The organism is Streptomyces sp. NPDC043854 (assembly GCF_056436005.1).
The window spans coordinates 47725-61208 of record NZ_JBWKDK010000021.1; the positions used below are offsets into that span (position 1 = coordinate 47725).

At 72.9% G+C, this 13484-nt stretch carries 12 protein-coding genes and 3 pseudogenes; 9 read left to right on the forward strand and 6 right to left on the reverse strand.

The features are described from left to right. Positions 1-32 precede the first annotated feature (32 nt). A complete protein-coding gene (locus AC068A_RS20265; protein WP_478586710.1) occupies positions 33-710 on the forward strand; it encodes a CGNR zinc finger domain-containing protein in 678 nt (225 codons plus the stop codon). Positions 711-803: 93 nt separating this feature from the next. On the opposite strand, the gene AC068A_RS20270 is transcribed toward AC068A_RS20265, so the two are convergent. Next, the gene (locus AC068A_RS20270; protein WP_478586711.1) at positions 804-1526 is read right to left on the reverse strand and encodes a lysophospholipid acyltransferase family protein; all 723 of its coding nucleotides are present in this window, start codon (positions 1524-1526) and stop codon (positions 804-806) included. Between the two features lie 355 nt (positions 1527-1881). On the opposite strand from AC068A_RS20270, the gene AC068A_RS20275 reads away from it, so the two are divergent. The 5 genes from AC068A_RS20275 (at position 1882) to AC068A_RS20295 (ending at position 6636) form a co-directional block, all read left to right on the forward strand. Then, the gene (locus AC068A_RS20275; protein ID WP_478586850.1) at positions 1882-2223 is read left to right on the forward strand and encodes a thioredoxin family protein; all 342 of its coding nucleotides are present in this window, start codon (positions 1882-1884) and stop codon (positions 2221-2223) included. 476 nt (positions 2224-2699) lie between these two features. Next, positions 2700-3161, forward strand: coding sequence for a flavin reductase family protein (locus AC068A_RS20280; RefSeq protein ID WP_478586852.1), 462 nt, complete (start codon positions 2700-2702; stop codon positions 3159-3161). Positions 3162-3364: 203 nt separating this feature from the next. Beyond that, positions 3365-4150 carry an electron transfer flavoprotein subunit beta/FixA family protein gene (locus AC068A_RS20285; RefSeq protein WP_478586713.1) on the forward strand — a complete coding sequence of 262 codons (786 nt, stop codon included), beginning with the start codon at positions 3365-3367 and terminating at the stop codon, positions 4148-4150. A gap of 62 nt (positions 4151-4212) precedes the next feature. Continuing rightward, complete coding sequence (locus AC068A_RS20290) at positions 4213-5175, forward strand: electron transfer flavoprotein subunit alpha/FixB family protein (RefSeq protein ID WP_478586715.1); 963 nt, start codon at positions 4213-4215, stop codon at positions 5173-5175. Between the two features lie 162 nt (positions 5176-5337). After that, complete coding sequence (locus AC068A_RS20295) at positions 5338-6636, forward strand: DUF6986 family protein (protein WP_478586717.1); 1299 nt, start codon at positions 5338-5340, stop codon at positions 6634-6636. A 46-nt stretch (positions 6637-6682) separates the two neighbouring features. Here AC068A_RS20295 and AC068A_RS20300 read toward each other — a convergent pair. Beyond that, positions 6683-6790, reverse strand: a pseudogene (locus AC068A_RS20300) (LacI family transcriptional regulator); the annotation flags it as partial. Positions 6791-6890: 100 nt separating this feature from the next. Here AC068A_RS20300 and AC068A_RS20305 point away from each other — a divergent pair. Then, positions 6891-7928, forward strand: coding sequence for an NUDIX hydrolase (locus tag AC068A_RS20305; protein WP_478586719.1), 1038 nt, complete (start codon positions 6891-6893; stop codon positions 7926-7928). Between the two features lie 538 nt (positions 7929-8466). Here AC068A_RS20305 and AC068A_RS20310 read toward each other — a convergent pair. Both AC068A_RS20310 and AC068A_RS20315 read right to left on the reverse strand, forming a co-directional pair. Next, positions 8467-9168, reverse strand: coding sequence for an MBL fold metallo-hydrolase (locus AC068A_RS20310; RefSeq protein ID WP_478586721.1), 702 nt, complete (start codon positions 9166-9168; stop codon positions 8467-8469). 105 nt (positions 9169-9273) lie between these two features. Beyond that, the gene (locus AC068A_RS20315) at positions 9274-10638 is read right to left on the reverse strand and encodes a M20/M25/M40 family metallo-hydrolase (RefSeq protein ID WP_478586723.1); all 1365 of its coding nucleotides are present in this window, start codon (positions 10636-10638) and stop codon (positions 9274-9276) included. 267 nt (positions 10639-10905) lie between these two features. Between AC068A_RS20315 and AC068A_RS20320 the strand changes: the two genes are divergently transcribed. Beyond that, positions 10906-12123 (forward strand): geranylgeranyl reductase family protein, encoded by a 1218-nt coding sequence (locus AC068A_RS20320; RefSeq protein ID WP_478586854.1) that lies wholly within the window; start codon positions 10906-10908, stop codon positions 12121-12123. Positions 12124-12683: 560 nt separating this feature from the next. On the opposite strand, the pseudogene AC068A_RS20325 reads toward AC068A_RS20320, so the two are convergent. Continuing rightward, positions 12684-12971, reverse strand: a pseudogene (locus AC068A_RS20325) (PNPOx family protein); the annotation flags it as partial. A 2-nt stretch (positions 12972-12973) separates the two neighbouring features. Here AC068A_RS20325 and AC068A_RS20330 point away from each other — a divergent pair. Continuing rightward, positions 12974-13123, forward strand: a pseudogene (locus AC068A_RS20330) (WHG domain-containing protein); the annotation flags it as partial. 36 nt (positions 13124-13159) lie between these two features. On the opposite strand, the gene AC068A_RS20335 reads toward AC068A_RS20330, so the two are convergent. Further along, positions 13160-13423: a DUF6332 family protein gene (locus AC068A_RS20335; RefSeq protein ID WP_478586725.1), complete on the reverse strand. Its 264-nt coding sequence runs from the start codon at positions 13421-13423 to the stop codon at positions 13160-13162. Between the last annotated feature and the right edge of the window lie 61 nt (positions 13424-13484).

A 13484-nucleotide genomic window follows, 5' to 3' on the forward strand; every position in this document is an offset into this window, starting at 1 on the left:
TGATGTGGATGCACGGCGAAAGGAACGAGGGCATGACCGACTCCGCACAGGGCTTCTCGGCCGCCCGGCGGCTCGTCGACCTCGCCGAGGCGGCCCGCTCCGACCCCGGCCTCACGCGGGCCGGCCTCGCCGCGCTGCTCGCCCGGCACGGGGAGAACCCCGCCGACCTCACAGCCGAGGCCTTCACCGAGGCGGCCGCCGCCGACCTGCGCGCCGCCGCCCGGCGGATGGCGGACGTCCTCGCCGAGCCGGACGAGGACCGCGCGGCAGAGGCCCTCAACGCCCTCTTCGCGCAGTACGCCTCCCGGCCCCGCCTGACACGGCACGACGGCCACCCCTGGCACCTGCACGTGGACCGGGGCCACGAGGCAGGCTGGGGCGAGTGGTTCCTGGCCTCCGGTGCCCTGGCCCTCGCCCAACTGCTCACCGAGCACGGCGGGATCGTCTGGGGCGCCTGCGCAGCCGCCCGCTGCGGCCGGCTCTTCCTCGGCGGCGGCCCCGGCAGTGCCCGCCGCTACTGCTCCGGCACCTGCGCCACCCGCGAACGCGTCGCCGCCCACCGCCGCCGCAAGCGCGCCGAGGCGGCAGGGGCAGTGGGGGCGGCAGAGGCGGCAGACGCGGCGGAGGCAGCGGGGGTGGCAGGGGCAGTGAAGGCGGGGGAGGCGGGGGAGGCTGTGGGTTCGGCGGAGGCGTCCGACGCCGCGCGGTAGCGGCCGCCGGACGGCATGCGAAAGCCCGTGCGGTCCCGCCACGGGGGCGGGGCCGCACGGGCCCGAGATTTCACCCGACCCGGTGGTACCGGATCAGCCCGCTTCCTTGACCTGGGCCGGCGTCGGCGCCGAGCCGCCCAGGTGCGCCGGCTGCCACCAGGCGCCCTCGGCGTCCTTCCCGTCCACCGGGTAGGCGCGCTGCGCGGCCTCCAGCAGCTCCTGCACGCGCTCCCGCAGCCGCCGCGTGATCGCCCCGGCGTACTGGTCGGCCGGCGCCTCGATCGGCTCGCCGACCCGCAGCGTCACCGGGACGTGGCTGCGCTTCAGGTCGCGCGGCCTGCCCTTGGTCCACAGCCGCTGCGTACCCCACAGGGCCACCGGGATCAGCGGGACCCCCGCCTCCTGCGCCATCCGCGCGGCACCCGACTTGAAGCTCTTGAGCGTGAAGGACTGGGAGATCGTCGCCTCCGGGAACACCCCGATGATCTCGCCGGAACGCAGCGAGTCGAGCGCGTGCCGGTAGGCGGTCTCACCCTGGGCCCGGTCCACCGGGATGTGCTTCATGGCGCGCATCAGCGGTCCCGACACCTTGTGGCGGAACACCGACTCCTTCGCCATGAACCGCACCAGGCGCTTCTGCGGCCGCGCCGTCAGCCCGGTGAAGATGAAGTCCAGGTAGCCGATGTGGTTCGACACCAGGACCGCTCCGCCCTTGCGCGGGATGTTCTCGGCACCCTTCATGTCGATCCGGATGTCCAGCGCCCGGAACAGCGCGTGCGCGGCGCCGATCACCGGGGGGTAGACGAGCTCAGCCATGAGGGGGAGACCCCGCTTTCTGCCCGGGGAGGTTCTCCCGGCCGTAAGTTACGGCTGCGTAGGTACGCGGCCACTGGGGATCGTGCCGTATTCCAGGGCTGCTGGCCAGCCCAGACGCCCGTCCCCGGGGAGATTCTCGTCACGCGGGGAATCGCCCGGGGAATGCGGGGCATGCCACGGGCGCTCGGATCGCCGTACGAACGTACTTCAATGATGCGGGACGCGGTGTCCGCCGGTGACGGCGGGCGGACGCCCGGACAGACGGAAGTACGTGGACGCGGACGTGGACGCGGACTCGGACACGGACGCGGTGACGGTGGTGGGAGTGGGAGTGGGAGTGGGAGTGGGAGCGGGAGTGCACGGAGACGCGGCGGGGCAGGGGGCGGGCGCCGGGCGGCTGGACGCCGCACGGCTGGGTGCGGAGCCGGGGGAGCGGGCGAGCCTGGTGCAGTTCTCCAGCGCCTTCTGCCAGCCCTGCCGGGCGACCCGACGGATCCTGGCGGAGGTGGCTGCCATGGTCGACGGCGTCGCGCACATCGAGATCGACGCCGAGCGGAACCTGGACCTGGTCCGCGCCCTGGGCATCGAGAAGACCCCGACCGTACTCGTCCTGGACGCGGGCGGCCGGATCGTCCGGCGCGCCGCGGGTATGCCGCGCAAGGCCGATGTGATCGCCGCTCTGGGCGCCGCGGTGTGACGGGCGCGCCGGTACGTGCGCCCGCACACAGCGTGACGCGCCTCGCATCTGCCCGCCGCCGCTTGACTGTGTACAGCGGAGATCGCCAGGCTGGCGGCATGCGGTACGAACTCCTTCTGTACGGGCGCGTCCATGTGGACCTCGTCCGTCATGCGAGTGCGCGCTGTCGGGATCACTGAACGACCCCGCCCTGACCCGATGACCGACGCGCTCGCGCCCGCCGCCCTGCGGCAGAACAGAAGGAAGGCCCCCCGATGACGGCCTCCACGGCCTCCACGGCCCAGTCCGCCCCGCCCACCCGGTCCGCGGCCTCCCTGCGGCCCGGCCCGCCCCCGCCGCCCGCTGTGCCCGCACAGCCCGGCCCGGCCGACGCGGCCGCCCGGCGCGGGCCGGCTGAACCTGCCGGACCTGCCGGACCTGCCGGACCTGCCGGACCGGTCGGCCCGTTCGCCTCGGCCCGGCCCGGCTCGCCCGAGCTGCTGCGCTCGGTCTTCAGGCAGCACGCCGCGGGCGTCGCCGTGATCACTTCCGTGGACGGCGACCGGCCGGTCGGGTTCACCGCGACCTCGCTCAACTCGGTCTCCGCCGATCCGCCGCTGCTGTCGTTCACCACCGGTACCGGCTCCTCCACCTGGCCCGCCCTGCGCGACTGCGACCATCTCGGCGTGCACATACTCGGCGAGCACCAGCAGGAGCTGGCGGGGCTGTTCGCCCGTAGCGGAGCGGACCGGTTCGGTCCGGGCACCGGCTGGTCGCGGGGCCCGCACGGGGTTCCGCTGCTGGACGGCGTGCTGGCGTGGCTGGTGTGCCGGGTGGTGGCACGGGTGCCGGCCGGCGAGCACCGGGTGATCATCGCGGAGGCCGTGGTCGGGGACCCGACGGGGCAGGGTCGTCCGCTGCTGTACCACCAGGGGCGATTCAACGCGTTGCGTGACTGAATCGTCCCTGCTGGGGCGGGTTGGGGCGGCGTTGGACAGATCACAGTTCAGCGGCCTTGCCTCCGGGGGAGACCCGCGGTGTACTGGCGAGTAACATTCTGATCGGAGCGCGGGCCGCCCCGACCGGGATCCGCCCGACAAGGCGCCTATGCTGCCTGCATAAGGCGGTATCAGAAACAAGACGATGCGGTAGGAGAGCCGGCGTGAGCCTGAGGATCGTTGTCTGTGTGAAGTACGTGCCCGACGCCACTGGCGACCGGCACTTCGCCGATGACCTGACGGTGGACCGCGACGACGTCGACGGTCTGCTGTCGGAGCTCGACGAGTACGCCGTCGAGCAGGCGCTGCAGATCGCCGAGGACGCCGACGACGCCGAGATCACCGTCCTGACGGTGGGCCCGGAGGACGCCAAGGACGCCCTGCGCAAGGCGCTGTCCATGGGTGCCGACAAGGCCATCCACGTCGAGGACGACGACCTGCACGGCACCGACGTCATCGGCACCTCCCTGGTGCTGGCCAAGGCCGTCGAGAAGGCCGGTTACGACCTGGTCATCACGGGCATGGCGTCGACCGACGGCACCATGGGTGTCCTCCCGGCGATCCTGGCCGAGCGCCTGGGCGTCCCGCAGGTCACCCTGCTCTCCGAGGTCAAGGTCGAGGACGGCACCGTGACGGGCCGCCGCGACGGCGACACCGCGAGCGAGCAGCTCGAGGCCTCCCTCCCGGCGGTCGTCTCCGTGACGGACCAGTCGGGCGAGGCCCGCTACCCGTCCTTCAAGGGCATCATGGCCGCCAAGAAGAAGCCGGTGGAGTCCTGGAACCTGTCCGACCTCGAGATCGAGGCGGAGGAGGTCGGCCTGGAGGGCGCCTGGACCGCGGTGGACTCCGCGGCGCAGCGTCCGGCGCGCACCGCCGGCACGATCGTCAAGGACGAGGGCGAGGGCGGCAAGCAGCTGGCCGAGTTCCTGGCCGGCCAGAAGTTCATCTAAGAGCTTCAGCCAGCACCTTCCACATCGCCCCCTGACTACTTCGCATTCGCAGGAGCATCCCCATGGCTGAAGTCCTCGTCTACGTCGACCACGTGGACGGCGCCGTCCGCAAGCCCACCCTCGAGCTGCTGACCCTGGCCCGCCGCATCGGCGAGCCCGTCGCCGTCGCCCTCGGCGCCGGTGCCGAGAACACCGCCGCCGCGCTCGCCGAGCACGGCGCGGTCAAGGTCCTCACCGCCGACGCCCCCGAGTTCGCCGAGTACCTCGTCGTACCGAAGGTGGACGCGCTGCAGGCCGCCTACGACGCGGTCTCCCCGGCCGCCGTGCTCGTCCCGTCCTCCGCCGAGGGCAAGGAGATCGCGGCCCGCCTCGCCGTCCGCATCGGTTCCGGCATCATCACCGACGCCGTCGACCTGGAGGCCGGTGACGAGGGTCCGGTCGCGACGCAGTCCGCGTTCGCCGCGTCCTTCACCACCAAGTCCCGTGTTTCCAAGGGCACCCCGGTCATCACCGTCAAGCCGAACTCGGCTCCGGTCGAGGCCGCCCCGGCCGCCGGCACCGTCGAGGCGCTCGCCGTCACCTTCGGCGCCCTGGCCACCGGCACCAAGGTCACCTCGCGCACCCCGCGCGAGTCGACCGGCCGCCCCGAGCTGACCGAGGCCGCGATCGTGGTCTCCGGCGGCCGCGGCGTCAACGGCGCCGAGAACTTCGCGATCATCGAGGCGCTGGCCGACTCCCTCGGTGCCGCCGTCGGCGCCTCCCGCGCCGCCGTCGACGCCGGCTGGTACCCGCACACCAACCAGGTCGGCCAGACCGGCAAGTCGGTCTCCCCGCAGCTGTACATCGCCACCGGCATCTCCGGCGCGATCCAGCACCGGGCCGGCATGCAGACCTCGAAGACCATCGTGGCCATCAACAAGGACGCCGAGGCCCCGATCTTCGAGCTCGTCGACTACGGCGTCGTCGGCGACCTCTTCGAGGTCGTCCCGCAGCTGACCCAGGAGATCCAGGCGCGCAAGGGCTGACCTGCGCTTCTCTCCGTCACGGGGCCGTGTGGTGTGTTCACCGCACGGCCCCGAGTCGTTTCCGCAGCCGGCCGGCGGGACCATTGACGGAGCGGAACCCCGTGACTAAATTCTGCTATGCGGATCTATGATTCCGTGAAGCGGAAAGAGGAGAGTGTGGGTATGGGTCAGCAGGAGAAGGTGGCGACGAGCCTCGCAGGCGCGGTCAGCGAGGGCATCAGCGCCTCCCTCGCCCCGGTGGACGCGGAACTCGCGCGCCACTACCCGGGCGACCCCGGCACCCGCCAGCCCGTCCACACCGTCTACGTACCCGGCGACGTCTTCGCCGCGGACACCATCCGCTCCTGGGGCGATCAGGCCCTCGCCGCCCTCGACGAGCACGCCCCGGACGCAGCCACCTTCGCCAAGGTCCTCGGCATCGGCGACGAGCTCGCCGGCCCCGTCTACGAGCGGGTACGCGCCAAGCTCCGGCGCGAGCCCGTCGAGGACCTCCGCGTCGACTTCGAGGACGGCTTCGGGGTCCGCTCCGACGAGGAGGAGGACCAGGCCGCCGCCCGCGCCGCCCGGCTCGTCTCCGAAGCCTTCTCCAACGGCACCAACGCCCCGTACATGGGCATCCGCATGAAGTGCATGGAGTCCAACGTCCGCGACCGCGGCATCCGCACCACCGACGTCTTCCTCTCCGGGCTCCTGGAGCACGGCGGCCTCCCCGAGGGCCTCGTCCTCACCCTCCCGAAGGTCACGTACGCCGAGCAGGTCAGCGCCTTCGTCAAGCTGCTCGAGGCCTTCGAGTCCACCCGCGGCCTGCGCCCGGGCCGGATCGGCTTCGAGATCCAGATCGAGACCAGCCAGGCCATCCTCGCCTCCGACGGCACCGCCACCGTGGCCCGGATGATCGAGGCCGCCAAGGGCCGCGCCACGGGCCTGCACTACGGCACCTTCGACTACAGCGCCTGCGTCGGGGTGTCCGCCGCCTACCAGTCCAGCGACCACCCGGCGGCCGACCACGCCAAGGCGATCATGCAGGTCGCCGCCGCGGGCACCGGCGTACGCGTGTCCGACGGCTCGACCAACGTCAAGCCGGTCGGCACCACCGAGCAGGTCCACGAGGCCTGGAAGCTGCACTACGGCCTTACCCGACGGGCCCTGGCCCGCGCCTACTACCAGGGCTGGGACATGCACCCGGGCCACCTGCCGACCCGCTACGCGGCCGTGTTCGCCTTCTACCGGGAGGGCCTCGAAGCGGCGGCCGCGCGGCTCAAGGCGTACGTCGCCAAGATCGAGGGTGATGTGATGGACGAGCCCGCCACCGCGAAAGCCCTGGCCGGGTACCTCGTCCGCGGCCTGGACTGCGGGGCCGTCGGCACCGACGAGGTCACCGCCCTGACCGGCCTGACCCGCGCCGAGCTGGACGCCTTCGCGATCCCGCGCCGGTCGGCGACGCTGACGGCCGGCGCCTGAGGGAGGCCACGCGCCGACGGGGCGTTGGGCGACGCCGCCGCGGGCGTCGGCGGGCGCACAGCGCCGGCGTCGGCGCCAACTCCCGCTCCCGGTCAGGGTCCTCGGTGCTGGATCCGTTGACGAGCAGCGCCCCGTGTGCCCGGGCCGCCGCCTCCTCTGAGGACAGGCACTGCGCCGGTGCGCGGGTTTCCGTGGCAGGGTGGTCTGGGCAAGCCACAGGGGGCTTCGGACGAGCCCTGGGGAGAGGGATAGACGTGATTGTCTGGATCAACGGCACATTCAGCGCCGGGAAGACCAGCACGGCCCGCGAACTGACCGGCATCCTGCCGGACAGCACCCTGTACGACCCTGAACTCGTCGGCGACGCACTGCGCAGGCTGCTGCCGCGCAAACGCCTCGCGGAGGTGAGCGACTACCAGGACCTGCCGAGCTGGCGCCGCCTGGTGGTGGACACGGCCGCCGCGATGCTCGCCGAGGTGGGCGGGGTGCTCGTCGTACCGATGACGCTGCTGCGGCAGGAGTACCGGGACGAGATATTCGGCGGGCTGGCGGCGCGGCGGATCCCGGTGCGGCACGTGCTGCTGGCGCCGGCGGAAACGATCCTGCGGCAGCGGATCGCGTCCCGTCAGGAGCCCGGGGAGCCGCACGAGGTGGACCTGCGGGTGCGACAGTGGTCGTACGACCACATCCCGGCCTACCGGCAGGCGCTGGGCTGGCTCACGGCCGACGCGCACGTCGTCGACAACGGCGGGCTGAGCGTACGGGAGACGGCGGAGCGGATCGCCGAGGCCGTGCGCACGGAGGCGGCCGGGGTCTGCGACATCGTGCAGACCCCGGAGCCGACACGGGAGACGGTGGCGGCCGGGGTGCTGCTGTTCGACGACGAGGACCGGGTGTTGTTGGTCGACCCGACGTACAAGGCGGGCTGGGAGTTCCCGGGCGGGGTCGTCGAGGCGGGCGAGGCGCCGGCACGGGCGGGGGTCCGGGAAGTCGCCGAGGAACTCGGCATCGAGATGGATGGTTTGCCCGGGCTGCTGGTGGTGGACTGGGAGCCGCCGGTGCGACCGGCGTACGGCGGGCTCCGGCTGCTCTTCGACGGGGGCCGCCTCGACGCCGAGGCGGCGGCCCGACTGCGGCTCCCGGGGCCGGAGTTGCGGGCCTGGCGGTTCGTGACGGAGGCGGAGGCGGCGGAGCTGCTGCCGCCGGTGCGGTACGAGCGGCTGCGGTGGGCGTTGCGGGCGCGGGAGCGGGGGCGGGCGTTGTATCTGGAGGCGGGGCGGCCTGTGGGGTAGCTGCGGGGGGTCGGGCTGGGTCTTGGTTCAGGGGGTCGGGCTGGGTCTTGGTTCAGGGGGTCGGGTTGGTCTTGGTTCAGGGGGGCCGGTTGGGTCTTGGTTCGGGGGTGGTTGCTAGTGGTTCGGGGGGTGGGCTGAGTCTTGGTTCGGGGGGTGGGCTGAGTCTTGGTTCGCAGGCTGGTTCCGCCTTGGTTCGGCGGCTGGTTCCGCCTCGGTTCGGGGGCGGGGCTGGGCGGCGGCGGATGGGAGCTGGGTTTCCCGGCCGCCCATTGTCCTTCCGGGGCGGGCCGGTCCCTCAAGGGCGCTCCCTCCGGTCGCGTCGCTTGCGCGATGGCCTTCGGCCACCCTTGACCGACCGACCCGCCCCGGAACGCCAACAGACAGCCGGGAAGCCCCGGAGGAACGGTCAGGGGGACCGGTTCGGGGGCGGGGTCATCAGAGATGCAGGGGCGTGCTGCGGCCGGCAGGGGCGCTGCGTACGCAGGACCACCAGCGCCTGCCCGCGGCGGGCGGCCGGGGCCGGGGGGTGTCGCCGGAGTCAGGGGAGGAGCGGCTCGGACGTGGTTGCTGCCTGGAGGACGGACGCTGTGTCCTTGGTCAGGGGGTCTCCGTGGCCGAAGCAGGCCACCGTCGGGGCCAGTGCCGCCAAGCGGCGGAAAGACGCCTGGGCCTGCTCGCGGTCCACGTTGAACACGCCGAGCATCACCTGGCCGACGCCGGCGACGCAGTCGCCCGTGAACAGCACGCCGTGGCGGGGCAGGTGGATGCCGATGCTGCCCGGTGTGTGACCGGGGGCGTGGACCACCACCGCGCCGTCGCCGAACGGGAGTACGTCGCCGTCCTCCACCTCGCGGTCGACTCGTGTCGGCGGAGCCTCGGGGACCGTGAGGCCGTGCTCGTACAGCGGGATCTCCCAGTCCAGCAGCACCGGCTCCGGAACGGGTTGTTCGCCCCGGATCACCGGGGCGTCCAGGCGGTGGGCCAGCACCTGCGCGCCCCAGCGCCCGGCGAGTTCGTCCGCTGCGCCGACGTGGTCGCGGTGGCAGTGGGTCAGGACGATCCGGACCAGTTGGTTCGGGGTGTGGCCGAGAGAGCGGATCGCCTCCTCGATCGCCGGGGCGGATGTGGTGTGGCCTGCGTCGACGAGGGTCAGGGAGTCGTCGGCGTCCCGCCACAGGTACGCCTGGCCGATCGGGAAGCGGAGCATGTGGAGTTGTTCGGTCAGCTCGATGAGGTCCATGCGCCGAACGTACGGCGGGCCCGGGCGGGTGGGGAACGGGTTTCACCGGGAGCGGAGTTCGCCCGTGGCGCAAGCGGCCCGGCCGGGGCCGGGCCGCCCGGGTGGTCAGGCGCGCTTGGAGACGGCGTAGTTGACGAGGAAGTGGGCCTCGGCGACGGCGATGCGTTCCAGCTCCTCCGGGGAGACGCTCTCGTTTACCGCGTGGATCTGTGCCTCCGGCTCGCTCAGGCCGATCAGCAGCATCTCCGCCTCGGGGTAGAGCGACGTCAGCGTGTTGCACAGGGGGATCGAGCCGCCCATGCCGCTGACCTGCATCTCCTGGCCGGGGTACGCGACCTGCATGGCAGCGGCCATGGAGGCGTATGCCGGGCTGGTCGTGTCCGCCTGGAACGGCTGGCCCTGGCCGACCACCTCGAGCTCCAGGCGGGCCTTCCACGGGGTGTGCGCCATCAGGTGCGCCTCCAGCAGCTTGATGGCCTCGGAGGTGTCCACGCCCGGCGGCACGCGCAGGCTGATCAGCGCCGACGCGCTCGCGTGCACCGACGGGGTGGCGCCGACCACCGGCGGGCAGTCGATGCCGAGCACGGTGACGGCGGGGCGGGCCCACAGGCGGTCCGCGATCGTGCCCTCGCCGATCAGCTCGACGCCGTCCAGCACCTTCGCGTCGGCACGGAAGTCCTCCTCCGGGTACTGCAGGCCCTCCCACACCGCGTCCGAGGCCAGGCCGTCCACGGTCGTCGAGCCGTCCTGCGCGCGCAGCGAGTCCAGCAGCCGGATCAGCGCGGCCAGGGCGTCGGGGGCGACGCCGCCGAACAGACCGGAGTGCAGGTTGCCGCCCAGCGTGTCGATCTTCACCTTCAGCAGGCACATGCCGCGCAGCGTGGCCGTCACCGTCGGCAGGCCCAGGCGGAAGTTGCCCGCGTCGCCGATGACGATGGTGTCCGCGGCCAGCAGCTCCGGGTTCGCCTCCGCGTACTGCTGGAGGCCGCCGGTGCCCTGCTCCTCCGAGCCCTCGACGATCACCTTCACGCTCACGGGGATGCCGCCGTTGGCCTTCAGCGCGCGCAGCGCGAGCAGGTGCATGATGAAACCGCCCTTGCAGTCCGCGGTGCCCCGGCCGTACCAGCGGCCGTCCCGCTCGGTCAGCTCGAAGGCGGGAGACGTCCAGGCGTCGTCGTCCAGCGGGGGCTGCACGTCGTAGTGCGCGTACAGCAGCACGGTCGGCGCGCCCTCCGGGCCGGGCAGGAAGCCGTACACCGACTGGGTGCCGTCGGGGGTGTCGAGCAGGGCCACGTCCTGGAAGCCCTCGGCGCGCAGCGCGTCGGCCACCCAGTTCGCCGCCCCCTCGCACTCGCTCCGGGGGAACTGCGCCCAGTCCGCCACCGACTGGAAAGCCACCAGCTCCGTCAGCTCCTGCTTGGCGCGGGGCATCAGCGAGGCGATGGTCTCGGCGATCGGATTCTGGGACATGGGCACGCTCCTCCTGGGTGCGACGTTGTGTCACGTGTACGCCTGCCGGCATCCACCTGGTGGGCGTGTGCCGGATCCGGTCCTCCGGGTTCGGCGGCCGGGCACGGCGCAGGGCAGTCCGATCCTCGCACAGCAGGGCGGGCCGGACACGCGCCGTAGGATTTCCCCGGCATCGGAGCAACCCATGATCAGGAGCAGCAGCACATCGTGAGCAGCGACGACGACGTACGCGACGCAGCAGGGCAGTCCGCTGAGGGGGCGGGGGACATGGTGGCCGGGGGGACCGGCGAAGTGTGGGACGTGGTCGTGGTCGGCGCCGGGCCGGCCGGCGCCTCGGCGGCCCATGCGGCAGCGAGCGCGGGGCGGCGGGTGCTGCTGCTCGAGAAGGCCGAGCTGCCCCGGTACAAGACGTGCGGCGGCGGGATCATCGGGCCGTCGCGTGACGCCCTGCCACCCGGCTTCCAACTGCCACTGAAGGACCGGATCCACGCGGTCACGTTCACCTTGAACGGCAAGCTGACCCGCACGCGCCGGTCGAAGCACATGCTGTTCGGGCTCATCAACCGGCCGGAGTTCGACGCCGGGCTGGTCGCTGAGGCGGAAAAGGCGGGCGCGACGGTGCGTACGGGCACGGCCGTCGCCCGCGTCGAGCAGCACGGGGCGGCAGTGCCGGACCGGCGCACGGTCGCCGTGGTGCTCGCGGACGGCGAGACGCTCCTGGCCCGGGCCGTGGTCGGCGCGGACGGCAGCGCCAGCCGGATCGGCGCGCACGTCGGCGTCGAAATGGACCAGGTGGACCTCGGCCTGGAGGCGGAGATCCCGGTTCCGCAGACGGTGGCCGAGGACTGGAAGGGCCGCATCCTCCTCGACTGGGGACCGTTGCCCGGCAGTTACGGCTGGGTCTTCCCCAAGGGCGACACGCTCACGGTCGGCGTCATCTCGGCGAAGGGCGAAGGCGCCGCCACCAAGCAGTACCTGGAGGACTTCATCGCCCGCCTGGGGCTCGCCGGCTTCGAGCCGTCCGTGTCCTCCGGGCACCTGACGCGCTGCCGCAAGCCGGATTCGCCGCTGTCGCGCGGCCGGGTGCTGGTGGCGGGCGACGCCGCCGGGCTGCTGGAGCCGTGGACCCGGGAGGGCATCTCGTACGCGCTGCGCTCGGGCCGGCTGGCCGGGGAATGGGCGGTGAAGATCGCCGAGGCGCCGGACGCGGTGGACGCGCGGCGCCAGGCCCTGAACTACGCCTTCGCCATCAAGGCCGGGCTGGGCGTGGAGATGGCCGTCGGCAAGCGGATGCTGACCGTTTTCGAGGCGAAGCCGGGGCTGATGCACGCGGCGGTCACGGGCTTCCGCCCGGCGTGGCGCGCGTTCGCCCGGATCACGCGGGGCGCGACGGCGCTGGCCGACGTGGTCCGCAGGTACCCCCTGGCCCGCAGGGCCCTCCACGCCCTGGACAACAGGCACCCCCGCCCGCCCCAGCCCCGCTGACCCCGCCTGACACTGTCGGCCGCTGACGGGCCCGGCCCGCCCCTAGCGACCGCCGGGGACTGGCCCGGTCCCGGCGGCAGTTGGGGCCTGGCCGTGGCCCGGTGGCCGCTGGGGCCGGCCCGGGCCGGGCGCCATTGCGGGCAGGCTCGGCCTTTCGGCCGCTACGGGCCCGCTCGATCGTCGGCGTGGGCCCGCTTGGGCCTCTGCGGCCCGGCCCGTAGCCGTTCGTCGGCGGCGTGCTTGTCCGCCAGATGGTGCAGCGACGGGTCATGCTGCCCTGCTCCTTGTGGCCGGGATGGCCGGCGCCGTACAGCGCGAACTAGCGCAGGGCGGTGAACCGGGCCTCGATTGCGGTTCAGCCACGAGCCGTTGGCGGGTGTGCCGGCCAGTTCGACGCTGTTCGCCGCGGCCCAGTCGCCGACCCGGGGGAAAGCGCTCTGACGCGGCCGAGTTGGCGGCTCATGGCCGGAGAGTGTCCTGCCGCAGCGACAAGCCGACGCGGCCGGCTGTGTCGGCACCCAGCGTGGCGCCGGTCGGCGTGGCCGGGGTGGTGTGCCGGGTCAGCGGGACGAGGTCAGGCGGAAGACGGGGTGGTCGGCTGAGGCTGCCTGGAGTTCGGCTTCGGGGGAGTCCGCGGTGACGCCCTTGAAGAAGGCGTTGACCTCCCAGCCCCACCGCTTCAGGTAGGCGCGCAGCACGCGGGCCTTCTCCGCCGGGTCGGTGAGTTCGGTGACCGTGAACATGCGGACCTTGCGCCCCACGCGCAGTTCGCCGCCGCCCGCCACCCGCATGTTGCGGACCCACTGGGAGTGGCCGCGCGCCGACACCAGGTACTGCTCGCCCTCGTACGGCCGCTCTGGTCGCCGCCTGGGCGCAGCTGGCCGGGCTGGTCTCCTTCGAACTGTTCGGCCAGTTCAACCGGGTCGTCGAGGAGCGCGAGGCGTTCTTCTCGCATGCGGCCGGGCAACTGGCCCACGGGGTCGGGCTGGCCGCTGCATGAACGCAGCCGCCCCCGTCGGGGGCGGCTGCGCCCGGGTCATCGGCCGTCGTTCTCCGGGCGGCGGGCGAAGCGCCACAGCAGGTGGGTGACGCGGAGTACGAACACCACCGCGGCCAGCAGCCAGCCCGCCACGGCCAGGGCCCTCTCGGCGGTGGGGGAGAGGTCGAAGGCCAGGGCGGGTCCGTACACAGCGCCCAACACCAGGGCGGCGGCGAAGCACGCGCTGACGAAGGCGTAGCCGATCTCGATGGTGATCGCGTCGCGGTCTGCCTGCGTACGCCGTCCCGTGTGCTGGTCCATACGTGCAGTGTCGTGTGGGTCGCACATCGTTACAAGGTGTCTTTTCGTCGCCGCCTCGCCG

Excerpts from the sequence above, each read along its gene's own strand:
- AC068A_RS20310 (WP_478586721.1), bottom strand. The coding sequence starts at position 9,168 with ATGGACCTCATCGAGCTGACCGAACAACTCCACATGCTCCGCTTCCCG.
- AC068A_RS20320 (WP_478586854.1), top strand. The coding sequence starts at position 10,906 with ATGGTGGCCGGGGGGACCGGCGAAGTGTGGGACGTGGTCGTGGTCGGC.
- AC068A_RS20265 (WP_478586710.1), top strand. The coding sequence starts at position 33 with ATGACCGACTCCGCACAGGGCTTCTCGGCCGCCCGGCGGCTCGTCGAC.
- AC068A_RS20270 (WP_478586711.1), bottom strand. The coding sequence starts at position 1,526 with ATGGCTGAGCTCGTCTACCCCCCGGTGATCGGCGCCGCGCACGCGCTG.
- AC068A_RS20315 (WP_478586723.1), bottom strand. The coding sequence starts at position 10,638 with ATGTCCCAGAATCCGATCGCCGAGACCATCGCCTCGCTGATGCCCCGC.
- AC068A_RS20335 (WP_478586725.1), bottom strand. The coding sequence starts at position 13,423 with ATGGACCAGCACACGGGACGGCGTACGCAGGCAGACCGCGACGCGATC.
- AC068A_RS20295 (WP_478586717.1), top strand. The coding sequence starts at position 5,338 with ATGGGTCAGCAGGAGAAGGTGGCGACGAGCCTCGCAGGCGCGGTCAGC.
- AC068A_RS20290 (WP_478586715.1), top strand. The coding sequence starts at position 4,213 with ATGGCTGAAGTCCTCGTCTACGTCGACCACGTGGACGGCGCCGTCCGC.